Origin of the sequence: Pseudomonas sp. LFS074, assembly GCF_047978165.1 — a bacterium.
GTDB classification, from domain to species: domain Bacteria; phylum Pseudomonadota; class Gammaproteobacteria; order Pseudomonadales; family Pseudomonadaceae; genus Aquipseudomonas; species Aquipseudomonas putida_P.
Window position 1 is genome coordinate 2,216,051 of sequence record NZ_JBFPFV010000001.1, and the last position, 22,406, is coordinate 2,238,456.

Below are 22,406 nucleotides of genomic sequence, written 5' to 3' on the forward strand. Positions count from 1 at the left end.
GTCAATCCTATGACTGAAACACTGCAGTTTTATGACAAAGATTGTTACAAGCTCACAATCAGGGGGCTCAGGCGATGGCCACCCGGTTGCGACCTTGCTGCTTGGCCTGGTACAGCGCCCGGTCAGCCAGGCCCAAAGCTTCCATAGGCTTGCTGCCCGCATCACCATCCCAGCGCGCCACCCCCAGCGAAATCGTCACTGCCCCCACGGGCTCCACAGGCGTGTCCTGCACTGTCACCCGCAGCCGTTCGGCCACCGCCGCCGCCACTTCCAGGCTGGCCCCTGGCAGCAGCATCAGGAATTCTTCGCCCCCGGTGCGGCAAAGCAGGTCACCTTCGCGGCAACAACGGCGCATCAATTCCGCCAGCCGGCGCAGCACCTGATCACCCACCTCATGCCCATGGTTGTCGTTGACCCGCTTGAAGTGATCGATATCCAGCTCGATGGCCGCAAATGCTCTTCCTTCGGCTTCCAGCAGCGACAGGCTGAACTCCAGGCTGCGGCGGTTGCCCAGGCCCGTCAGCGGGTCGGTCTGGGCGTCACGATTGAGCCGGCCAATCCGCTCTTGCAGCAAGTTCAAGCCGAACAGCAACGCGCGCTTGAGTTCTGCTGCCTCGAAGTACCAGGCCCGCACCTGATGCAAATGTTCGGCGGTGCCGGCGCGGTCCATCGAGCGGGCACCCGCGGCCAGTTGCCACAGCGGCCGGGCGATGGTCATGGCCAACCACCACAGCAGCAGGCTGCCAACCAGCGCCAAGGGTGCCGAAGTGCCGACGACGTTCAGCACCAGGTGGCTCAGTGGCGTCACCGTCTGCGCCAAGGGCTGCTGCGCGACCACGCCCCAGCCGGCGCTGGGTACGGTGGCGAAGCCGGCGAGCATTTCCACGCCCAGGCTGTTGGTCAGTTGCCGAGTACCGCTGTCCAGTGTCGCCAGCTGGTCTACCAGCGCGTTGCCCTCCACCACGGTGCCTACCCGTTCGCTGTTGGGGTGGTACAGCAGGCGGCGGTTGCGATCGACTACGTACAGGTAAGAACCGTCCTTGTAGAAGTGCTCGCCCAGCAGGCTGTTGAGGATATTGCGCTCACGCAGGTACAGGCTGCCGCCCACATAGCCCAGGTAGCGGCCGTTGCTGTCGAAAATGGGTTGCGAGAGCGCCACCACCAGGTTGTCGGCCGCCGACAGGTAGGGCGTGGAAACCAGTGGACGGCGTTCGTGCAAGGCTTCCTGGGCACCGGGCGACTGCACGTGGGTGCCGACCAGGTGGCGCAGCGGGGCTGGGGATACTGCCAACAGCACGCCGTTGGCGTCGATCACGAAGGTGGAGTTGAAGGCCATGCTCTGGCCCAGCACACGCTCGGTTTCCACCTGCAGCGCAGCACCATCGCTCAGCTGACGGCCCTGCAGGCTGGCGCTGAACGCCAGTTGCTGCAGGGCGTTGCCGATGAAGGTTTCGGTGATGCTGGCCAGCTTCGTCGCATACACCCGGTTGGCTTCCAGCGCGTTGTCGATCAGCAGTTGGCGCTGCACTCGGTAGCTGGCGAAGTAGCTGGCGCACAGCATGACCACTGCGGTAAGGGCGCAGAGCACCAGAATGAGTGTACGTAAATCCAGGCGCAATCCATGCTTGGCGTGTGGCAATCCTGACCTCGGGTGATCGAAAAGGGCTACTGAACGGGAGTGGCCTGGTGCGCCGCGGTCAAGAACCTGCCTTGTCCAGTGCGTCGAGTTCGTCCTCCACCTGCTGCATGCGCTGTTCGACCAAGGCCTGAACGTTTGCATCTTGGGCGGTTTCACGCATCAGGGTGGTGAGTTTTTCGCTTAGGCGTTTGCCGGCTTCGGTGTCTTCCAGGGCACGGGCCTTGGCCGGGTCCTGGGTGGCGGCGACGATGGTGGCGAACTCGGCGTCGCTGAAGTTCTTTTCGCTGTACAGGCGGAACAGGTCCTGGCGCTGGTCCTCGACGGTGAGGTGCTTGCGCAGTACGTCCTGAATGCTCGCCTGCGACAGCTGTGGGTGAGTGCGGCCCAGCAGTGCGGCCATGCGCTCGATGTTGTGTGTGTAGGCGTCCTGCAGCGGTAGCTGGGCAAGGATCTGTTCTTCACGGGAGGGTTTCTGGTCGCAGGCGGTGAGTGCGGCAGTCAGCAACAGGGGCAACAGCAACTTCTGGAAGCGCGACATGGCATGGCCTGGTTGGGCAGTGAAGACCGCTGATTATACCGATGTCCGCCTGGCCACGACGAGCCCTGTGATTTGCCTTGTGCGGCGCGCTGGGGTAGAACCTTGCCCTCCCGATCATGGGCAGTAACCCGATGCCGAACTGGACCCTGCAACCCGTGGCGCGAGACGCCATTGCCGAAGTGCTGGCGTTTGTCGACAGCGCCCGCCGCGAGCTGTTTCCGATGCTCGCCAACGCGCCATTGCCGCGTGACCTGGCGCATTTTGCTGAAACGTACCTGGACGGCGCGGGCTGTTTCCTGGAAGCCCGTGATGCTGGGCGGCTGGTCGCGGTGATCGGTTACCTGCCCTATGATCATCGCTTTACCCAGTTTGATTACCACGCAGTACGGGTCGTCGAGGTGGTGCGCCTGTTCGTGTTGCCGGGGTACCGCAGGCATGGTCTGGCTGCGGCCCTGTTCTGCGCATTGCGCGAGCGGGCGATGCTGGCGGGTATCGACCTCCTGTACCTGCATACTCATCCGTTTCTGCCGGGTGCGATTGCATTCTGGGAGCGACAAGGGTTTGCGGTGGTTGATGTGGAGAAGGACCCGGTCTGGCAAACCACACACATGCAATTGCGATTACGCTGACCTGTAGGAAAGCCCCTACGACGGTGCTTTGGGTGTGATCGACGCGTTCATTTCAAAATCTACCTGGCTTGCTAACCTTCCCTCGTGTATGGCTTTTTAACAGCACCCAAGGGAGATTCACAATGGCGCACATGGCCCTGTACAAACTCAAACTGCTGGACGAGTTCGAAGACCGCACAGACCTGTGGACCTTCGGTGATTTCGAGAGCAGGTTGATGGACCTGTGGCGCGGAGCGACGCGGCATGATGCCAAAGGCATCATCAATGCTGCACACAAGGAACGGCGTTGGCCCAGGGCGGTGAAGCGCTATTTGCTGACGAATTATCGGGCGTTTGGCAATGTCAGTTCGGAGGTGGAGCGCACGTTTGACGAGGTGCTGGCGGCGATGAGCGCACAGGAGAGGGCCCAGTGGGGGTTGCTGCCTGCTGGTAATTCAGTTGCCTGAAAAACCCAGGGGCTGCGCAGCAGCCCCACTCAGGCGACGCATTGCATCAGAACCCGCCTGACAACGGCCATTCCACCGCCAGCCGTATCTGGTCGCCATCCAGCTCCGCCTGCGCCGTGTTCCCCCGGTGCACGTTATGCCTGACCGAGAACGTCGTGCCTTTGGCCTTGCCACTCTGCACCACGTAACGCGCTTCCAGGTCGCGCTCCCAATGCTTGCCACCCTTGCCATACCCCAAGTACGCATACCCGCCATTGGGGTCGACGTGTGTGCCATCGATATCGAAGCCACGCACATACAACGCCACCAGGTTCAACCCCGGCACGCCGTAGGCGCCCATGTTCAGGTCGTAGCGCGCCTGCCATGACTTCTCGTTCGGTGCGTTGAAGTCCGACATCTGCACAGCGTTGGCGATGAATATCGCGCCGCGCGTCACGTAGTCGAAGGGCGTGTTGCCGTCCACTTGCTGCCAGCCCAGGCTGAAGCTGTGTGGGCCCTGGTTGTAGCGCGAGAGCAGGCTCCAGGTGGTGTTGTCGATGCGCCCGGACAGCGCTTTGCCGGTGTCGGTGGTGCGATACAGGTTGAGGTCCAGGCTGATGCTGCGCTGTTCATCCAGGGCGTGGCTGAGGGTACTGCCCAGGTAGTGCTGGTTCCAGCTGTCCTCGTAACGTGAGGTGTACAGGCTGCCGCTGAAGGCGGCGCCGGGGTTCCACACGGCACCGGCCAGGTCGAAGCTGTTGCCCTGGCGGCCGTTGGAGTAGTTCACCACAAAGCCCTGATCGTGGCTGGAAGCGTTGCGGTCGGTGCTTTCGTTGAAGTGCCCGGCTACCAGCTTGAGGTTGTCGACTTCATTGCTGGTGAGAAAGAAGCCCGTGGCAGTCTCGGGCAGCAGGCGACTGTCGGAGGAACTGAACACCGGCGTCTTGACCCGTTGCTCACCGTAAGATAGCACCGTATCGGACACGCGCAGTTTCAGTGCCGCACCTGCGCGGCTGTACTCGTTTTTAGGATGCCCGTCGTTATCGACCCCGAGCAAGCGCGCCTTGCCCGCCCGCCCGCCACCGCTGTCGAGTTGCACGCCCAGGTAGGCATGGGCATCGACCCCGACACCGATCAGGCCTTGGGTGAACCCGGACTGGAAGGTACCCATCAAACCATAGGCCCATTCCTCGGCCTTGCCATTACGCTCGTTGCGCGGTTTGTAGGCATTGCGCGCTGCGCTGTTGCGCCCACCGTGCTTGTAGTCGCGCTGGTCGAAAACGCTGCGGTTGAGCAGGTTCCAGCTGCTGTCCGCGAGAAAACCATTACTCTGCGACTGGGCAGTGTCGGCCAGGGCGAGCGGGGCCAGGCCCAGTAGCGGCAGTGCCAGCAATAACCGGTTCATTGCCCGGCCTCGAGCTTTTGCAGTTGTGCGGCGAAGCGGGCTTTGGCCCGTGCCGGCAAGTTCGCCGGCAACGCCGCTGCGGGCGCATCACCTACCTGGATCACCATCACCATGCCCATGGCCAGGTGGGGAATGCACTGAATACCGTACACACCAGGCACGCTGAAGGTTTGCTCGAACACCTGGTTCAGTTTGCTCTTGAACGGCTCGGCACCGGCGGGCAGCAGGCCCGCCACGCTGGCGGCATTGTGCCCGCTTTGGGTGGGCAGAAAGCGCACGCTGTCGCCGGGGGCAATGTGCAAGTGGTCCGGTTCGTAGACCATGGCGCCGTCGCTGCCGCGGTTGAGCATTTTTACTTCATGCACTTCGGCCAGCACGGCCGGGGCAAGCAGGGCGCTGGCAAGCAGCAGGGCGACAGGGCGAAACAGCATGGGCAGAACTTCCGGGTTCAGGGGGCGCGAAAGCGCAGAATGCGCGCGCCGTCGTAAGGGTCGGTAAGGTAGTGGGCGTGGACGCCGAAGGTACTCAGCAGGCGCTCGGGGGTGAGTACGTCGAGTGGTTTGCCAAGGGCGACCAGGCGGCCCTTGTCGAGTACCGCCACACGGTCACAGGTGAGCGCCTGGTTGAGGTCGTGCAAAGCCACCAGGGTGGTTACCGGCAGGGCCTGCACTTGCTGCAGCAGGCTTAGCTGATGCTGGATGTCCAGGTGGTTGGTCGGTTCGTCCAGCAGCAGTACCTGCGGGCGTTGGGCCAAGGCGCGGGCGATGTGCACACGCTGGCGCTCGCCACCGGACAGCGAGCCCCACAGGCGCGTACGCAGGTGCAAGGCATCAAGGTCGGCCAACGCTTGCTCGACGATGTCGCGGTCCTGCCGGGAGAACGGCGCCAGGGCCGAGAGCCAGGGCGTGCGGCCCAAGGCAACCGCGTCGAACACGCTGATCGCATCGAGGGTGTCGGCCTGTTGTTCGACCAACGCCAAGGCCTGGGCTACATGGCGGCGAGGCATCTGCGCCAGCGGTTCGCCCATCAGCTGTACGTTGCCGCAGGTGGGTTTGCGCAGCCCTGCCAGCAACTTCAGTAGCGAGGATTTGCCCGAGCCGTTGGGGCCGACGATACCCAGGGTTTCACCAGCGACAACGCCAAGGTCGATACCGCTGAGTACGGCATTGCCGGCCAGTTGCAGCCCCAGCCCCTGGCAACTCAGTGGGTGCACTTGTACAGCAGCCAGGAGGGTCATGGGCGCCCCCGGCGGCTGACCAGAATCAGCGCGAAAACTGGCGCGCCGATCAGCGCGGTAACCACACCTACCGGGATCACCTGGCCGGTGATCAGCGTGCGTGAGAGGATGTCTGCAGCAATCAGGAACAGTGCGCCACCCAGCGCGCTGGCAGGCAGCAGGCGGCTGTGCCCGGGGCCTAGCAGCAGACGCAGGGCGTGGGGTATTACCAGCCCGACAAAACCGATGGCACCGACAATGGACACCATCACCGCCGTGACCAGCGCTGCACAACTGATCAGCAACAACTGGGTACGCCGCACCGGAATGCCCAGCGAGGCTGCCGAATCGGCACCAAACGTGAAGGCGTCCAGCGCACGGCGATGCCACAGGCACACCAGCAAGCCGAACAGCGCCACCGGCACAGCCAGCCACACCGAAGGCCAGCGCACGCCGCTGAGGTTGCCCAGCAGCCAGAACAGGATACCGCGCGCCTGCTCGGCGGTGGCCGACTTGGTGATCAGGAAGGCGGTCAGGGCATTGAACAGTTGCGAGCCAGCGATACCGGCAAGGATCACCTGAGCGTTGTTGCTGCTGGGGCCGGCCGCGCGGGCCAGCAGCAGCACCAGGGCGAATGCGGCCCCGGCGCCGATGAAGGCCCCGGCGGACATGCTCAATGCCAGGCTACCCAGGCCCAGCAGGCCGACCAGCACCGCGCCGGTCGAGGCACCGGCAGATAGCCCGAGCAGGTACGGCTCGGCCAGGGGGTTGCGCAACAGCGCCTGGAGAATCACGCCGCAGGTTGCCAGCCCGGCGCCGCACGCGGCTGCGACCAGGGTGCGGGTCAGGCGGTAGTTCCAGACGATGCCGGCGTCGATCGGGTCGACCGGGTAGCCGGCCTGCCACAGGTGGTTGGCCAGCACCTGGCCGACCACGCTGGGCGACAGGCTGGTTTCGCCGATGGCGGTACCGGCCAGCAGGGCGGCCAACAGGGCTGCCAGGGCAACCACGATGCAGGGTAACAGGCGCATCATCACTGGGCTGCTTTACCGCTGGCGAAGGCTGTGGCTAGCGTCTGCACGCCGCGGAACAGGCGGATGCCGGCTTGCATGGCGTCGGCGTCAAGAATGATGATGCGATCGTGCTTCACCGCATCCATGTTGCGGGTTACCGGGTCGCTGCGCAGGAATTCGAGCTTTTTCTGGTAGTCGTCGGCGGGGAAGCGGCGGCGGTCCATGCGGGCGATGATCAGCCAGGTGGGGTTGGCCTTGGCCAGGGTTTCCCAGCCTACGGTCGGCCATTCTTCGCTGGACTCGACCACGTTGCGCACACCCAGGGTGCGCAGCATGAAGTCGGCGACGCCCTGGCGGCCGGCCACATAAGGGTCGATGTCGAGGTCGGCGCTGGAGAACCAGAACAATGCCGAGGTGGCCGACAGGTCCTTGCCGGCCAGTTGCGCCTTGGCACTGTCCAGGCGGCCTTTGAGCTCGGCATTCAGAGCATTGCCGCGGTCCTGCACATCGAAGATCTCGGCCAGCTGGCTGATGCTCTTGTAGATGCTGCTGACCTGGAACGCCTGCAGACGGGTGCCGTCGGCGCCGACCAGGTTGTCCTTGCCTTCGCAGTCCGACGGCAGCAGGTAGGTGGGGATCTTCAGTTCATCGAACTGTTCGCGGGTGCCGACCACGCCCTGGGCACCGACCATCCATTCGAACTGCACCGCCACCAATTGCGGGCGCTTGCCGACCACGGCTTCGAAGCTGGGGTCGTTGTCGGCCAGGCGCGGCACCTTGGCGTTCACTGCCTGGTACTCGGGCAGCACGTTGTTGAACCACAGCGAGGTGCCCGCCAGCTTGTCGCCCAGCCCCAGTGCATAGAGCATCTCGGTACCGGCCTGGCCGATGGTGACGGCGCGCTGTGGCGCCTGGGCGAACGTCTGCGGCTTGCCGCAGTTGTCGAGCGTCAGCGGGTAGTGGGTGGCCGCGGCCTGGGCCAGGCCGGTAAGGCCTAGGCCGGCGAGCAGGGTGACGAAACGGGGCAGCATGCTGGGCGATCTCCTATCGGACAGTTCGGGTGAGGAACGCGCGGACAGGCATCGCCGAGCCCCTGCCGGTGGCAGGGGCAACACTGATGGCCAATCCCGGACACCCCGCCGGTTGGTGAATGTAGGCCGGCAGGTCTCCTGACTGGTGCGTCATGGCCCGGCTCCGGCCTTCCCGGGCGGTCTGGCCCAGTGGCATCGATGGAGCTGGCTCGGCACCTACAGTTGCGGGGGCAGTTCCGTTTGGCCCGTATTGGCGGGCCAGGGATTCCCTATTAGTTCCGTGGTGGAAACCGGCGGCCCGCATGGTAGACCATCGCGCCGCCGGGTGAAAACGCTTTTCAGAAGTACTTCAGCCAGGCGATGTCGCGGCGCCGCTGCTTCAGTTGGGCGAACCCGCGTACTGGCAGGTACAGCGAAGCCGCCAACAGCACCGCGCTCAGCCACACCGCTGCAATGCTCTCGAAGCCGAAGTAGTCGCCCTGGTTGAGGCCCAACAGCGCCACGCTGGCCAGGTACAGCAGCTTCAGCACATACAGGTGCAGCAGGTAGAAGAACATCGGGGCCGCACCGAACACCGCCAGGGCACTGATCCAGCGCGCCTGGCCGGCCCGCTCGAAGGCGCGCAGCAACACAAGGCCGCAGCCCAGGGTCAGGGCCAGGAACAGTAGCGACGGTGGGTATTTGGTGATGTTGAAGAAGCTCATCAACGTTTGCGTGAAGGTGGGGTAACCGCTCCACGGCGCCTCACCATAGCCGTTGAACATGCGCAGCAGGACAAAGCCCAGGAGTGCGAGCAACCCGGCCGTCAGCAGGCGTTGCTGGCGTTGTCCGGCCTCGCTGCCGCGCGCGAACCAGGGGCCCAGGCCATAACCCAGGGCAATGACGCCGATCCACGGCAGCACCGGATACGACGTGCGCAGGCGCAGGTTTTCCGACCATTCAAGCCAGCCGCGGTCGTGCAGGATTGCCCAGGGCACGTGCAGGGCTGACCCCACGCCAACGTGCAGGCCGTCGAGCAGGTTGTGGCCGGCGACGATGATGGCGCCCAGGGTGAGCAGTGCGGCGCGTGGCAGCCACACCAGCAGGGACAAGGCGATCATGCTGACGCCGATGGCCCAGATAACCTGCAGATAGATCACGCTGGGCGGCAACTGGAAGGTCCAGGCGAAGTTGACCAGGGTGAACTCCAGCACCACCAGGAACAGCCCGCGCTTGAACAGGAATGCCGAGACATCGCTACGGCCCTGATGCTTCTCGCCGTACAGCCAGGCCGACAGGCCGGTCAGCAGGACGAACACCGGTGCGCAGAGGTGGGCCAGTGTGCGGCTGACGAACAGCGCAGGCTCGGTGCTGTCGATGGCCATGGGGTCGCTGACCTGGCGGTGCAGGAAAAAGGTCTCGCGGACATGGTCCAAAAGCATGAACAGGATCACCAGGCCGCGCAGGGCATCGATGCTCTGCAGGCGCTGGGTGATCAAGGTGGGCGTGGCGCTGGCGCTTGTCATGGAGGGTCGCTGATAGGAATGAATGTCATGTGAAACGTTATCTTATAACTAATTTATTGGAGGCTGGTAGAGGTTTTTGTGTTGCCTGTGCAGGCCTCTTCGCGGGCGCGCCCGCGAAGAGGCCGGTTCAGGCAACTCAGGTCAGAAGGTGTAATCCACCGTCGCAAAATACGAGCGCGGCATCCCCATCAACCACTGCTGCCCGCTGAACGCCGACTGCACATACTCGCGATCGAACAGGTTGTTCAACTGCAACCCCAGCCGTACATCAGGCAACACCTGCCAGGCGATGTTGGCATCGACCACGGTGTAGCCGGGGGCGCTTTGGGTATTGGCGGTGTCGGCATAACGCTCATCCACATAGCGCGCGCCAATGCCGGCTTCCACCTGTTGGCCGAAACCTTTGCTCAACCACAGGTTGGCGGTACGCCGTGGCACGTTTGCCGGCCGGTTGCCGGCACGGTCCTGCGCCACGCCGCCGACCATCTCGTCGAAGTCGTCATACCTTGCGCGCACCAGCGATGCGTTGGCAGACACCTGCCATTGGTGCGCCAGCGCCAGTTCCAAGGTCGCTTCGAGGCCATCGGAGGTCTGCTGGCCAGCCTGTTGCTTCTCGTGGGTGATCGGGTCGTCTACCAGCAGCTTCTTCTTGACGATGTGGTAGGCGGCCAGTGTCCATTCGCCACGGCCTTCCCAGAAGCGCTGCTTCAGGCCTACCTCAGTCTGCTTCGCTTCGGTCAAGTCATAGTGCATCTGGGTGGGGCTGAGGCTGATGAGGTTGTTGACCCCTTCCTCGCTGGTGGAGTACTGGCCATACAGTGACAGGTCGTCAGTGACCGCGAACACCAGCCCAGCGCGCCAGTTGCCACCTTGCAGGCTGCGGTCACTGCGGCTGTCGTTGGTCAGGTTGTCGCGGTCGATGTGGTTCTGGTCGCGGCGCACGCCGGTTACCAGCGACAGCCGGTCGCTGAGCTGCAGGCGGTTCTCGGCGAACAGGGCAAAGGTATGGGTGGTGGACAAGGTTTGCGGTCGCAGCGGCGAGGCACTGTGGAACCCGCCGGGCTGCGGTTGCCATGGGTCGATGTAGTCGCCGCCGACATCGTTGTAGGGTGAATTGCTGTCGACGTTGAAGCGCACCTTGTTGTACTCGGCCCCGACCACGGTCTTGCTGGCCAGGCCGAACAGGGTGTGGTCGAAGGTGAAGGTCTGGCGGTCGCCGAACTGTTCCTGGTTGTGCTTGATCTCCAGGTAGCTGCCGCGCAGCAACTGCTGACGCTCGGCGTCCCAGCTGTAGTCTTCGGCGTTGCGCCAGTGGCGGCGGCTCTTGATGTAGTACAGCTGGTTGCTGGCGCTGAGGTGGTCGTTCAGCGTCCAATCGGTGGTCAGCCGGGTCCACTCGTCGTCATAACGCTGCACGTCATTCTGTACGTTGTAGTTCTTGTTGCGCAGGCTACTGCGATAGTGGCCGTCGATCAGCGGCGTGCCGTAGTAGTTGGCGGGCTGCGCCTCGCCACGGTCGTGGGCGAGGGTGAAGCTGAGGTCGTCACTGGCATCGAAACGCAGCGCTGCGCTAACGGCCAGGCTGCGCGAATGGGTGCGGTCGACCCAACCATTGCCATCTTGCTGGTTCAGCGTAAGGCGATAGCTCAGGCGCTCGCTGAGGCTGCCGCCGCTGTCCAGGCCGAGCTGCTGACGGTCCCATGAGCCGTAGCCCAGACGCAGGTGGTTGCGCACTTCGCCGGCAAACGGTTTTTTCGGGATCACGTTGACGACCGCGCCGGTGGCGCCTTCGCCATGCAGTACCGAAGCCGGGCCGCGAATCACATCGATACGTTCGACCATCCACGGGTCGACAGGGAACGTTTGCGTGCCGGCGCCGGTGTAAAGGCGCGCGCCGTCGAACAGGGTCATCACCGAACTGTGCCCGGCAAAGCCGCGGGCGGACAGGCCGGTGCCGCCGTCGCCTGGGGAGCCGACGAAGGTGATGCCCGGCGAGCGGGTCACCGCATCCTGCACGGTGAGGTTGTTGCGCTGCTGAATCTGCTCGGCACTGATGCTGCTGGTACTGGCGGGTGTTTCCAGGGCACTCAGGCCAAGGCGCGAGCCGGCCTGGGTAGGCGTGGCCAGGTCGATGGCGTGGCTGTCGAGGGTGTCGGTGATGGCCGTGGAAGGCAAGGCCAGAGGCGGCGGGGCACGGTCATCGGCCAAGGCCGGCAGGGCGACGGCCAGGCAGGCCGCCAGGGGGTGAAGCTTGAACATACGGGACATGTCGTTCCACTGCTGCAGGAATGAATGCATCCCGGTGGAAAACACGCAAAGGCGAACCATGCAGGCAGGCGCGCGCACGGATTCCGGCCTGCGCCCGCCCACCGCGGGTTGCCAAGTGAAGCTCCAGGCCGGTCTCCGGGCTTGCGAGGGGCATGAAACCTTCACCTTCCCATGCCGGAGCACAGTGGTATCTCGAAGGGTTCGCTCGCTTACCGTTGCGGGGGCAGCGCCGGACTTGTCGTGGGCAACACGACGCACCGGCTTCCCGTTTCACCCTGCGCGCGGCGGCGCAGGACACCTGAAACTGGCGCGCATCTGACCATTGAAACGCGGGGGCGTCAAATTTGCTTGGGCAATGGAGGTGGGTTAGGCCTGCAAAGGCTAGCGTCCGCGGCGCCGCGAAACCCGTGCCTCGATGTTCTTGCGCCCGATCAACAGCGGGGGCTTCTCTACCACCGGCTCATCCGCCAGCCATTTGTACATCACCAGGCAGTCCACCAGCCCCAGGCGGGCATGGCGATAGGCCTTGGGCAAGCGGCCAACGGTCTCGAAGCCCAGCTTGTGCCAAAGCGCCACGGCCACTTCATTGCTGGCCACCACCGAGTTGAACTGCAGGGCCAGAAAACCTTCCTGGCGCGCCAGCTTCTGCGAGTGTTCGCACATCAGGCGCGCCACGCCCCGGCCGCGCGCCTGTTCGCAGACCATGTAGCCGCAATTGCCCACATGTGCGCCAGGCCCGGCAGCATTGGCCTTGAGGTAGTAGGAACCCAGCAGCTCGCCATCTTCTTCAGCCAGCAACGTATGCAAGGGCAGCTCCAGCCACAGCTGGCGAGCCTGTTCGACGCTCAGGGCTGGCTCGAAGGCGTAGGTTTCACGGGCCTGGACAATGGCTTGGAAGGTAGGCCAGAAGCGGTCGAAGTCTTCGGGCGTCATGGGGCGAATGTGGATCATGCGGGTTCCTGCGCGGGCTAAGCCGCCCAGTCTGGGTGGCGCGGCGCCGTCGCGCAAGGGCGGCGACGCCGTTTGTGCTCAACCGTTGGCCTTGCCCACCGCGTCCATGGCACGCGCTGAGTAGACCAGTGCGGCCCCAGCATTCATCGCCACCGCTACGCCAAGCGCTTCGGCAATTTCCTCGCGGCTGGCGCCATGCTTGACCGCCTGTTGCGAATGCACGGCGATGCAGCCGTCGCAGCGGGTGGTCACGGCCACGGCCAGAGAAATCAGCTCGCGGGTCTTGGCGTCCAGGTGGTTGGTCTTGGCCCCAGCACCGCTGGCGGTCACATAACCGGCCACGGTGTCGGGTGAGAGTTGCTTGAGATCGCCGATGCCGGCCATCAACTGCTTACGGTAGGCGTCCCAGTCCATCATGCTCATCGTCTTCACCTTGGGGGGGTTGCGAGTGGAGCTTTCAGGCTAGTCGAAGAGTGGCAAGTGCGAGGCTTGTACTTTGGTGGTCATGCAGTGGGCCTTTGGCAGCGGGCTTGCCCCAAGCCCGCGCCTACACGGTTCAGATGTAGATGAACACCAGCACCAACGCTGCGACCACTGCCCATTTCTCCAGGTAGTAACGCATGCGGTTGCGCTTCTTCAGCGCCTTGCCACGCTCGCGGATCTTGTAGATACGGGTGAACAGGCGGTTGATGCCCCCGGTCTTGTCGCTGGCATCGTTGGGCGCAGCGGCGGCGGCCATCACATTTCGGCTGAACCAGCGGTTGAACGCGGTTGCCCAGCGGTACTTGAGCGGGCGTTCGACGTCGCAGAACAGGATGATGCGGTTGTGCTCGGTGGTGTTGGCCGCGTAGTGGATGTAGGTTTCGTCGAAGATCACCCCCTCGCCATCGCGCCACGAGTACTTCTCGCCGTCCACGTCGATGTAGCAGCCGTCGTCGTTCGGCGTGTCCAGGCCAAGGTGGTAGCGGTACGAGCCCGCATAGGGGTCACGGTGGCGCACCAGCTTGGCACCCGGCGGCAGGGTGGCGAACATGGCGGCCTTGACCGTGCCGATACCTTGCAACAGCTCGGTGGTGCGTGGGCACAGCGCCATCGCCGACGGGTGGCTCTCGCCGTACCACTTCAAGTAGAAGCGCTTCCAGCCGGTTTTGAAGAACGAGTTGAAACCGACGTCATCGTAATTGTCGGACTTCTTGATTTCGCCTACGTGCAGCAGCTGGCGGCCTTCCTCGCGGATCTCCTGCCAGTGGTCCTGCAGCGGTTTCAGTTCGGGAAAAGCCTCGACCGGCAGGTAAGGCTTGGCCGGGTGCTTGGAAAACAGGTACAGAAAGCTGTTGACCGGGGCCAGGAAGCTGGAGTGGTCGCCCAGCTGACGCGTCAGCTTGTGGCGAACCCGACCGCGCAGGTGAACATAGGCGATCGAGAAGACGAAGATAAGTACGAGTGCAATTTTCATGGACGTTTACTTGTCGAAAAATGGCCATGCGCCATGGCATAAGCTCGCCAGCATAAACAATCATGGGGGCAGTTTGTACTTATTGTTACGAAACGGTGGGGCGACATTGGTGTAATGCCCTACAGTCTTGCGCAAACGTTTCATGTCAGGGAGTTTGTATGGTTCAGGATATACGCCCCAGCGGTAGCCCGTTCAAACGGCTGTTCTTCGCCTTGCCGGTCAACGATGCCCAGCGCAGTGCTCTGGCCCAATGGCGCCGGGGCCTGAGCCTGCGCAGCGGCAAACCGGTGCCGGCAGCCAATTTCCACGTCACGCTGCTGTTCCTCGGTGATGTGGACGCCGCCCAGCTGCCAGCGATCTGCGCGGCGGTCGATCAACTGGCGCTGCCGGCCACGGCGCCGCGGCTGTTGCTCGACCGTTTGCAGGTGTGGCAGCGGGCCGGAGCGCTGGTGCTGGAGGCACAGCAGACACCGCCGGCCCTGTTGCACCTGGTGTACGGCTTGCAGCAGGCGCTGCTGCCGCTGGGGGTGGAGGCGGCCAACCGTGAGTATCGGCCGCACCTGACGCTGTCCAGGGACTACCACGGCCAGCCACCCGAGGCCAGCAGCGCGCCGGAGTTCTACCTCACCGCGCGACACTTCACGCTTTACGAGTCGCGCAAGGGCGCCTACTGGCCATTGGCGCAGTGGCCGCTGGCGCAATGACCTGGGGTTAGAGCTCTGGGGTGTACTTGACCGTCAACAGGAAGTTACGCGGCTCGCCATAGTTGTTGCTGCCATTGAGCTGGTTGAAGCCTGCGACCCAGTACTTCTTGTCGAACAGGTTGTTGGCGTTGACGGCAACGTTCACTTCCGGGGTCAGCTGATAGGCCAGGCGCGCGCTCCACACCGTATAGCCCGGCACGGTGTAGGTGCGCTCGTAACCCAGGGTATGGCTTTGGGTGGTGAAGCCAAGGCCTGTACTCCAGCGCTGGCCGTCCAGTGGCAGCGTGTAATCGGCCCAGGCGCGCAGCATGTGTTTGGGTGTCCACTGGCTGAATGTGCGGCCTTTGTCGACAGGGTCTTCAAGGAATTTGGTGGTGTTGTAGGTGTAGCCTGCGAACAATTGCAGGCCACTCAGCACTTCACCGCTGATCTCGGCTTCGACACCCTGGCTGCGTACCTTGCCCGACGCTGTTGAGCAGTACCAGTCATCGCAGGCGAACCCCGAGGCTGTATCGGTGACCGCGCGGTTTTCCTGATCGTAGCGGAACAGCGCGATCGAAGCGTTGACCCGGCCGTCAAGCAGTTCACCCTTGAAGCCCGTTTCGTAGTTGCTGCCGATCACCGGTTTGAGCGGTGTATTGCCAACGGCGCGTTCGGTTTGCGGTACGAAGACGTCTGTGTAGCTGGCGTACCAGGCCCATTCGCGGGTCAGGTCGTAGACAAAACCTGCATACGGGGTGACCTCACCCGTTTCGGTCATGCGGCTGGTGGGGTTGACCTGGCCCGGGTTCAGCCCGCGGTACGTGGTGCTTGCGTAGCTGTAGTCGAACCAGCTGACGCGTGACCCAAGAATCAGCGTCAACCTGTCGGTCGGTTTGACGCGCCAGGCACCGTACAGTCCTTTCTGGCGAATATCATAGCCACTGCTTTCGTGGCGCCCGAAGGGCGCGGCAAGCAGGCTGTCACGGCTAGGCTCGGGGCGGTCATGGTCGATGTCGAAGATGCTGTCATTGCCACCAAAGGTGCGCCAGTAACCATCATCGCTGGTGAGCTTGGAGTAGTTGCCGCCAAAGGTCACTTCATGTGCTACGGGGCCTGTGTCGAAGTGGCCGACCACGTTCATGTCCAGGCCCAGCTTGGTGGAATGGAAGTCGGTGATCCAGTCTGCATACTCGACGCCACTGCCGTCAGGCTCAAGGCCTTCACCGACGGTCTGGGTGCGCTGGTGGGTCGACGTGTTGGTCTCGTCCATGCGCACTGCAGCGGCCTTGAAAGCCCAGTCCTCGTTGAAACGGTGCTCCAGGTCCAGGTAATAGGTGGTGACGTCGGTCTCGGCACGGCTCCAGCGAGCGCCGGTGTAGGTCGAGCGCGGTACGTCGACCGGCTTGCCCGTGGCGTAGCGGGGGATACCCCGCAGCATCGGTCGCGACTGCTGGCGGTTGTAGCTGATGCCAGCACCCACGGTAGTGGCGTCATTCAGGTCGATGTCCAGCGCGCCGTACAACGAATGCGATTTGCTCCACTGGTAGTCGATGAAGCTGTCGCTTTGGTCTTCGTCGGCCACGAGCCTTCCGCGTACACGGCCATCGGCGGTCAACGGGCCGCCGGCGTCAAGCTGCAGGCCGTAATGGTCCCAGGAGCCAGCTTTGCCGGTGAGGGTAACGGTCGGGGTTGCCTGGCCGCGCTTGCGCACCAGGTTGATCGCGCCGCCGGGGCTACCTGTGCCCTGCAGCAGGCCTGAAGCACCGCGCAGGATCTCCACTCGGTCGAAGAACACCAGGTCCTGGGTTGCCCAGTTGCCCAGCGAATAGTTGTTTCGCGGAATCGGCACACCGTCGTACTGCCAGTCATCGATCTGGAAACCACGCGAGGTCACCACCACGCCAGGGCCAATGCCCTGCGCGCCGACAATGCCCGTGGTGTGGTTGAGCGCGTCCTGCAAATCGGTGATGCCCTGGTCATCCAGTTGCTTGCGCGTGATGACGGTGACCGACTGGGGGATCTCCTTGAGAGTGTGCGTGCCTTTGCCGAGGGTCACCGCACGGGCGGCATAGGAACCTGTGCCTTCGCTGGTTGCATCCACGTAGTTGTCGGTGATGCTGGTGCTGCCCAGCTCCATGACGTCGCCGCCCAGGCTGGCGGGGGCGACACTGAAATGCCCCTCGCTGGAAACCCGCAGCTGCAGGCCGCTGCCGGCCAGAGCAGCTTGCATGGCCTGTTCGGCACTCATCTGGCCGACCACGGCAGGTGCTTGCTTGCCGCGCACCAGTGCAGGCTCCAGCGCGATGATGTGGCCGCTTTGGCTGGCGATGCGGTTGAGCGTTTGAGCCAGGCTGGCGGGCGGCAGGTCGAACATCTGGGTTTGCGCCTGGGCTAGCACGTTGAAGCTGGCCAAGGCGGCGACCAGAGGCAGGGCGCGGGGCAAGGGGTTGTACACGGATTACTCCCGAATGAAGTGGCTGTCAGGAGGTATGTGGGACGAACAAAAAAAACTTGCCACTATTGCGAATGATTTTGATAAATATTTTTATCAAGAGGTTTTCAGGTCGATCAGCATCAGCCACGGGCCATAGCGTTCCACGCTGATTGGCAGCGCTTCGGCCAACGCCTTCAACGCCTGTTGTGGCTGGTCCAGAGGAAATACGCCTTGTACCCGCAGACCGCGTGCCGCGGGGGCGAGCCGAATGTAGCCACGCTGGTAGGGGCGCAGCGCGTCGACCACCTCATGCAGGGGCTGGTCGAGGACTTCCAGGCGGCCCTCCAGCCATGCAGCGCGTTGCTGTTGTTCGCCCGTCAGCCGTTCGAGGGTGTTACTGCGCAGCAGCGCGGCCTGCCCTTGCTGCAGCTCGGCCCATTGGCCATCGGCCAAACTGGCGCGGACACTGTGCTGCAGTACCACCACCCGGGTGGCATCTTCCTCCTGGCTGACCAGAAAGCGCGTTCCCAACGCCTGCACTTGCCCTTGCGCGGTGCGCACGCGCAGGGGACGCAGCGGGTCGCGCGCGACCTGGATCAGCAACTCACCGTGACGCAGCACCACAAGACGCTGCCCGGCATCGAACTGCACGTCGACCGCACTGGCGCTGTTCAGGCTCAGGCGACTGCCGTCCGCCAAAGTGAAGCTGCGTCGCTCGCCACGGCCTGTGTGCAAGTCGGCCAGCCAGCCTTGGGCAGTGTCACTGCGCCATCCACCCCACAGCGCCGTGCCCAACAGCCCCAGGCTTGCCATGGCGCCCAGTACGTCACGCCGTGAGCGAGTCGGCTGCATCAGCAATCGGCGCGCCTCTGCGGCTTGGCCAGGGGCCCGTTGATCGAGGGCGTGCAATGCGGCGAGCGGATGGCCAAGGCGTTGTTCCAGTCGGTTCCAGGCCTGTTGATGAGCGGGGTCCTGCTGCAGCCAGAGCCTGACCCGTTGCAGCAGCGCTGCATCAGGCGTAGCGGCCCTGAGCTCGACCATCCAGTCGATGGCCTGCTCGCTGACCCGGTCGAGGGCTGGCCTGCTCATGCCTGCACCTCGCACAGGTAACATTGGCGAAGCGCCTGTTTCATGTAGCGGCTGACCGAGCGCTCGCTGATCTGCAGCTTTGCGGCGATGTCGGCGTAGTGCATGCCGTCGAGCTGGCTATAGAGGAAGGTGGCTTTGACGACCGCTGGCAAGCCGTCCAGTGCCTGATCGATGGTCACCAGGGCCTCGATCAGCAGCAGCTGCTCCTCGGCCGATGGCGCTACGGCCTCCGGCAGCCGCGCCAGATGTTCCAGATAGGCGTGCTCGAGCTGGCGACGACGGTGGCGGTCGAAGATCAGCCGGCGAGCAATGATGGTGAGGTAGGCGCGAGGCTGCTGAATGCTGTCTGGATCGACACGCGCGCCGAGCATCTGGCAGAACGTTTCGGCCGCGGTATCTTCGGCGTCGGCGTGGTTACGCAGGCGTTTGTGGATATGCTGGAGCAACCAGCGATGGTGGTCGCTGAAGAAAAAGCCCAGTTTACGGGTCGATGTGCTGTCCAACGCCTGGTATCCGGTCGTGAGTGAAAATCGTTCTCAATAGTAGCTGGGTCGTCTGATTTCCTGCAATGGCAAGGCACGCACGTAGAGATCAGGCAGCGGCCTGGGATTCGACAAATAGCTTTTGGCCCAGTGCGTTGGCGTGTTGCAGATGGTGAACCTGGCTGGGGCCTTCGCTGTCGTCCAGCAAGGTCGAACCCCGTACTTCGGCGCCGCAGTAGTCGAAGATGCCATGCTCGATCTGCACGCGCATGGCCTCGGCATAGCCATGCCGATCGAAGGTGCCGCTGTCGGCGCCGGCAACACCGACCAGGTGCACCTTCATGCCGCGCAGCTTCTTGACGGTAACGCCCCCTTCATAGTCGAACGCCCAACCATTGCTGAATACCCGCTCTACCCAGCCTTTGAGCAAAGCCGGCAACGACCACCAATAGATGGGGAAAACCAGTACCAGGGCATCGGCGCGGTCGATGCGCGCCTGCTCCTTCAGTACGTCAGCCGGTGGCGCTGCCTGGCGGCGGTGCACCGCGTGATCGGCCAGGCCAAAGCGTGGGTCGAAACCTTCACTGGCCAGGTCGGCGATTTCGCCAGTGTGCCCAGCACTGGCAAGGCCTTCGGCGACTTGGCGGGCAAGGGCGTGAGTGAGGGATTGCGGGTCGTGATGACCGACGACGATCAAGGCGTGCATGGTGGGTTCTCCAAGACGGGATGCGGAATGACCCTGAGCGCTATATACTCGAGGTAAGTTACGTTTTGTAAGTTACTTTTGGTAGGTAAGCAATGTCAAGCGACGATCGCACCCCGGTGCGCAAACGGCTGAACCGCGACGAACGCCGCAGGCAGTTGCTGGATGTGGCCTGGCAACTGGTGGGTGTGGAGGGGACGGATGCCCTGAGCCTGGGGCGCCTGGCCGAACAGGCTGGGGTAACCAAGCCGGTGGTCTATGACCATTTCGATACCCGCACCGGGCTGCTGGTGGCGCTGTACCAGGAATACGATGCGCGTCAGTCGCAGATGCTGGCGCAGGCCCTGGCCAACTGCGAAGACAGCCTGGTCAGCCGAGCCCAGGTGATTGCCGAGGCCTACGTGGACTGCGTGATGAGCCAGGGCCGGGAAATACCGGGTGTGTCGGCAGCGCTGGCCGGGTCGCCGGAAATGGAAGCGCTGAAACGGGCGTATGAGCAGCCGTTTCTGGACAAGTGCCGCGAAGCGTTGGCCGGTTTTTCGCCCAGCGGCAATGTGGGGGTTGCCGGCATGCGCCTGCTGGTGGGGGCGGCGGATGCGCTGTCCCAGGCGGCTGCAGCAGGGGAGTTGGAGGCCGGGCAGGCCAAGGCCGAGCTCAAGGCCGCAATTATCGCTATGGTAGAGCGGCAGTGAAGGCCTGAGTTCGTGGGGGGGGCGCAAAGCGGCCACGAGGCCCATCCCGTCAAACTGGCAAGCTCTGGTACGGCAGTTCATCCCCTGGGCTGCGCTCGAACTGGCGCTTGTACTCGCGGCTGAACTGCGACGTGCTCTGATAGCCCACCCGGTGCGCGGCCTGCGCCACCCCCAGGCCTTCGCCAATCAGCATCTGCTGCGCTTTCAGCAGGCGTAAGCGCTTCAAGTACTGCATCGGCGCCATGTCGGTGCAGCGCTTGAAGTGTTCATGGAAGGTAGAAACACTCATGTTGGCCCGCGTGGCCAGTGCCTCCACGCTCAGCGGCTCGGCGTAGTGCTCGCGCAGGTGGGTGAGGGCTGCGCCGATGCGGGCGAAGTGCCCCTGTTGCTCCACCAGTGCTCGCAACACACCGGCCTGCGGGCCGCGCAGCGCGGTATACAGCACCTCGCGTACGCGCCCCGGGCCCAGCACCTTGGCGTCCAGCGGGTCCTGCAGGCAATGCAGCAGCCGTTCCACACTGTCGCGCATTGGCGCATCCAGTGCTGCCGAGGTCATCGATTGCGGTGTTTGGGCCTGTACTGCAGCGTCCGGCACCATGTCCATGCTCTGCACCAGTTCACCCAGCACGCCACGGTCGATGTCCACCGCCACGCCCAGCAATGGCGCGTCAGGGGTGGCGAAGGTTTCGCACATGAACGGCACCGACAACGCCTGCACCAGGTAATGCCCGGCGCCGTACTCCAGGGTGCGTGGCCCCAGCCGCGCCAGCTTGCTGCCCTGGGCCAGGATCATCAGGCTGGGTTCGTAGATCTGTGGGCTGCTGGCGACATAGTGGTCCCAGCTCAGCACCTGCACCTGGGGCAGGCGTGTAGGTACGAAGCCCGGGCGTGTGGCGAGGGTGCGGATGAGCGCGCAGAGCGGCGCATTGGCGTCGACGTGGCGGGTCAGTTGCATGGTGAACCAAGGGCAGAGAATCAGACAGCTTAATCATCGCAGACTGGTGGCGTGGCGCTAGATGCTGGGTGGCATCTTCGGAGGATCAGGCATGCATGCCGGAGAATCAGCCGTGGGCGAGGCGGCAGGCGACGCGCAGAATGCGCCGCCTGAATCGTTTCACTTAAATGCGAGGTCCTGCATGTACACCGCCATCGGCTACGCCGCCCAAACCCCCACCAGCCCCCTGGCCCCCATGACCTTCGAGCGCCGCAGCCCGCGCCCGGACGACGTCGCCATCGAGATCCTGTACTGCGGTGTGTGCCACTCCGACATCCATCAGGCGCGCAACGAATGGGGCATTGCCGTGTACCCGCTGATGCCTGGCCACGAGATCATCGGCCGGGTTACAGCGGTGGGCGACAACGTCACTGCGCACAAGGTCGGTGACCTGGTCGGCGTCGGCTGCATGGTCGATTCGTGCCGCACCTGTGAAGCCTGCGCCAAGGACCTGGAGCAATATTGCCTGGAAGGCCCGACCATGACCTACGCCACCCCGGACCGGGTCGATGGCAGCAACACCATGGGCGGTTACTCCAGCAGCATCGTGGTCAGCGAGCATTTCGTGGTACGCATCCCGGCCGGCATGGACCTGCCCAGCGCTGCACCTATTCTGTGCGCCGGCATTACCACTTACTCGCCACTCAAACATCACGGCGTCGGCCCGGGCCACAAGGTCGGCATTCTCGGCATGGGCGGCCTGGGCCACATGGGTATCAAGCTTGCCAAGGCCCTGGGTGCGCAAGTGACCTTGTTCACTCGCTCCCAGGCCAAGGCCGAGGAAGCCCGCCGCCAGGGTGCCGACCATGTGATCGTGTCCACCGATGTCGAGCAGATGCGCGCCGCTGCTGGCCGCTTCGATTTCCTGCTCGATACCATTCCGGTGCAGCACGACCTCAACCCGTACCTGGAAACCCTGAAGTTCGATGGCGTGCACATCCTGGTCGGGCTGATCGAACCGATCGACCCGGCGGTGCATGCAGCCAACCTGGTGATGAAGCGCCGAGTACTGGCGGGGTCGTTGATCGGTGGCATCGCCGAGACCCAGGAAGTGCTGGACTTTTGCGCTGAGCACGGTATCCGTTGCGATATCGAGATGCTGGATATCCGCAATATCAACCAGGCGTATGAGCGGATGATCGCCGGTGACGTGAAGTACCGGTTCGTGATCGACATGGCCACGTTGCAGGGCTGATCGATCGGTTGCCTGTACTGGCCTATTCGCGGGGGCACCCGCGAGGAGGCCAGTA

22 protein-coding genes and 2 riboswitches are annotated in these 22,406 nt (G+C 63.7%); of the genes, 5 read left to right on the top strand and 17 right to left on the bottom strand.

Going from position 1 to position 22,406, the window contains the following annotated elements; translation table 11 throughout:
- Window positions 1-67: 67 nt before the first annotated feature.
- Together ACNQP3_RS10220 and ACNQP3_RS10225 are read right to left on the bottom strand one after the other, a co-directional pair.
- Window positions 68-1,639 carry a sensor domain-containing diguanylate cyclase gene (locus ACNQP3_RS10220; RefSeq protein ID WP_012271702.1) on the bottom strand — a complete coding sequence of 524 codons (1,572 nt, stop codon included), beginning with the start codon at window positions 1,637-1,639 and terminating at the stop codon, window positions 68-70.
- 58 nt (window positions 1,640-1,697) lie between these two features.
- Complete coding sequence (locus ACNQP3_RS10225) at window positions 1,698-2,177, bottom strand: hypothetical protein (RefSeq protein ID WP_069942783.1); 480 nt, start codon at window positions 2,175-2,177, stop codon at window positions 1,698-1,700.
- 131 nt (window positions 2,178-2,308) lie between these two features.
- Here ACNQP3_RS10225 and ACNQP3_RS10230 point away from each other — a divergent pair, with 131 nt between their 5' ends.
- Entirely contained in the window at window positions 2,309-2,806 is a 498-nt protein-coding gene (locus tag ACNQP3_RS10230) for a GNAT family N-acetyltransferase (RefSeq protein WP_060492809.1), read from the top strand.
- A 122-nt stretch (window positions 2,807-2,928) separates the two neighbouring features.
- Complete coding sequence (locus tag ACNQP3_RS10235) at window positions 2,929-3,252, top strand: hypothetical protein (RefSeq protein ID WP_012271705.1); 324 nt, start codon at window positions 2,929-2,931, stop codon at window positions 3,250-3,252.
- Between the two features lie 46 nt (window positions 3,253-3,298).
- Here ACNQP3_RS10235 and ACNQP3_RS10240 read toward each other — a convergent pair whose 3' ends face one another.
- The 10 genes from ACNQP3_RS10240 to lpxO form a co-directional block, all read right to left on the bottom strand.
- Window positions 3,299-4,636: an OprD family porin gene (locus ACNQP3_RS10240; RefSeq protein ID WP_264316985.1), complete on the bottom strand. Its 1,338-nt coding sequence runs from the start codon at window positions 4,634-4,636 to the stop codon at window positions 3,299-3,301.
- Window positions 4,633-5,067, bottom strand: a complete 435-nt coding sequence (locus tag ACNQP3_RS10245; protein ID WP_060515765.1) for a pseudoazurin — start codon at window positions 5,065-5,067, stop codon at window positions 4,633-4,635. The genes ACNQP3_RS10240 and ACNQP3_RS10245 overlap by 4 nt, the downstream gene beginning before the upstream one ends.
- Before the next feature lie 17 nt (window positions 5,068-5,084).
- Window positions 5,085-5,873, bottom strand: coding sequence for an ABC transporter ATP-binding protein (locus ACNQP3_RS10250; RefSeq protein ID WP_012271708.1), 789 nt, complete (start codon window positions 5,871-5,873; stop codon window positions 5,085-5,087).
- Entirely contained in the window at window positions 5,870-6,886 is a 1,017-nt protein-coding gene (locus ACNQP3_RS10255) for a FecCD family ABC transporter permease (protein WP_012271709.1), read from the bottom strand. The genes ACNQP3_RS10250 and ACNQP3_RS10255 overlap by 4 nt, the downstream gene beginning before the upstream one ends.
- Complete coding sequence (locus ACNQP3_RS10260) at window positions 6,886-7,896, bottom strand: ABC transporter substrate-binding protein (protein ID WP_179027538.1); 1,011 nt, start codon at window positions 7,894-7,896, stop codon at window positions 6,886-6,888. Before ACNQP3_RS10260 ends, ACNQP3_RS10255 begins: the two co-directional genes overlap by 1 nt.
- A gap of 110 nt (window positions 7,897-8,006) precedes the next feature.
- Window positions 8,007-8,206, bottom strand: a riboswitch (cobalamin riboswitch).
- Window positions 8,207-8,234: 28 nt separating this feature from the next.
- On the bottom strand, window positions 8,235-9,401 hold the full coding sequence (locus ACNQP3_RS10265; protein WP_264316986.1) for a DUF1624 domain-containing protein: 1,167 nt from the start codon (window positions 9,399-9,401) through the stop codon (window positions 8,235-8,237).
- Between the two features lie 141 nt (window positions 9,402-9,542).
- A complete protein-coding gene (locus ACNQP3_RS10270; RefSeq protein WP_060515768.1) occupies window positions 9,543-11,669 on the bottom strand; it encodes a TonB-dependent receptor in 2,127 nt (708 codons plus the stop codon).
- Between the two features lie 108 nt (window positions 11,670-11,777).
- Window positions 11,778-11,986, bottom strand: a riboswitch (cobalamin riboswitch).
- Between the two features lie 64 nt (window positions 11,987-12,050).
- Window positions 12,051-12,620 carry a GNAT family N-acetyltransferase gene (locus ACNQP3_RS10275; protein ID WP_012271713.1) on the bottom strand — a complete coding sequence of 190 codons (570 nt, stop codon included), beginning with the start codon at window positions 12,618-12,620 and terminating at the stop codon, window positions 12,051-12,053.
- Window positions 12,621-12,698: 78 nt separating this feature from the next.
- Window positions 12,699-13,043: a carboxymuconolactone decarboxylase family protein gene (locus tag ACNQP3_RS10280; RefSeq protein WP_012271714.1), complete on the bottom strand. Its 345-nt coding sequence runs from the start codon at window positions 13,041-13,043 to the stop codon at window positions 12,699-12,701.
- A gap of 133 nt (window positions 13,044-13,176) precedes the next feature.
- Window positions 13,177-14,076, bottom strand: coding sequence for a lipid A hydroxylase LpxO (lpxO, locus tag ACNQP3_RS10285; RefSeq protein ID WP_060515801.1), 900 nt, complete (start codon window positions 14,074-14,076; stop codon window positions 13,177-13,179).
- Between the two features lie 158 nt (window positions 14,077-14,234).
- Between lpxO and thpR the strand changes: the two genes are divergently transcribed.
- Window positions 14,235-14,780, top strand: coding sequence for an RNA 2',3'-cyclic phosphodiesterase (gene thpR, locus ACNQP3_RS10290; RefSeq protein ID WP_264316987.1), 546 nt, complete (start codon window positions 14,235-14,237; stop codon window positions 14,778-14,780).
- A 7-nt stretch (window positions 14,781-14,787) separates the two neighbouring features.
- Here the strand turns inward: thpR and ACNQP3_RS10295 are convergent, their stop codons facing one another.
- From ACNQP3_RS10295 to ACNQP3_RS10310, 4 genes are all read right to left on the bottom strand, one after another.
- Window positions 14,788-17,217, bottom strand: a complete 2,430-nt coding sequence (locus ACNQP3_RS10295) for a TonB-dependent siderophore receptor (protein WP_264316988.1) — start codon at window positions 17,215-17,217, stop codon at window positions 14,788-14,790.
- A 93-nt stretch (window positions 17,218-17,310) separates the two neighbouring features.
- Entirely contained in the window at window positions 17,311-18,285 is a 975-nt protein-coding gene (locus ACNQP3_RS10300) for a FecR family protein (protein WP_012271718.1), read from the bottom strand.
- The gene (locus ACNQP3_RS10305; RefSeq protein WP_012271719.1) at window positions 18,282-18,788 is read right to left on the bottom strand and encodes a sigma-70 family RNA polymerase sigma factor; all 507 of its coding nucleotides are present in this window, start codon (window positions 18,786-18,788) and stop codon (window positions 18,282-18,284) included. The genes ACNQP3_RS10300 and ACNQP3_RS10305 overlap by 4 nt, the downstream gene beginning before the upstream one ends.
- A gap of 88 nt (window positions 18,789-18,876) precedes the next feature.
- Window positions 18,877-19,473, bottom strand: a complete 597-nt coding sequence (locus tag ACNQP3_RS10310) for an NAD(P)H-dependent oxidoreductase (RefSeq protein WP_060492793.1) — start codon at window positions 19,471-19,473, stop codon at window positions 18,877-18,879.
- A gap of 92 nt (window positions 19,474-19,565) precedes the next feature.
- Here ACNQP3_RS10310 and ACNQP3_RS10315 point away from each other — a divergent pair, with 92 nt between their 5' ends.
- On the top strand, window positions 19,566-20,162 hold the full coding sequence (locus tag ACNQP3_RS10315; RefSeq protein WP_012271721.1) for a TetR/AcrR family transcriptional regulator: 597 nt from the start codon (window positions 19,566-19,568) through the stop codon (window positions 20,160-20,162).
- Between the two features lie 49 nt (window positions 20,163-20,211).
- Here the strand turns inward: ACNQP3_RS10315 and ACNQP3_RS10320 are convergent, their stop codons facing one another.
- Window positions 20,212-21,117: an AraC family transcriptional regulator gene (locus tag ACNQP3_RS10320; RefSeq protein ID WP_012271722.1), complete on the bottom strand. Its 906-nt coding sequence runs from the start codon at window positions 21,115-21,117 to the stop codon at window positions 20,212-20,214.
- A gap of 181 nt (window positions 21,118-21,298) precedes the next feature.
- On the opposite strand from ACNQP3_RS10320, the gene calA reads away from it, so the two are divergent.
- Window positions 21,299-22,351: a vanillin reductase gene (gene calA / locus ACNQP3_RS10325; protein WP_060515797.1), complete on the top strand. Its 1,053-nt coding sequence runs from the start codon at window positions 21,299-21,301 to the stop codon at window positions 22,349-22,351.
- The last annotated feature ends 55 nt before the right edge of the window (window positions 22,352-22,406 follow it).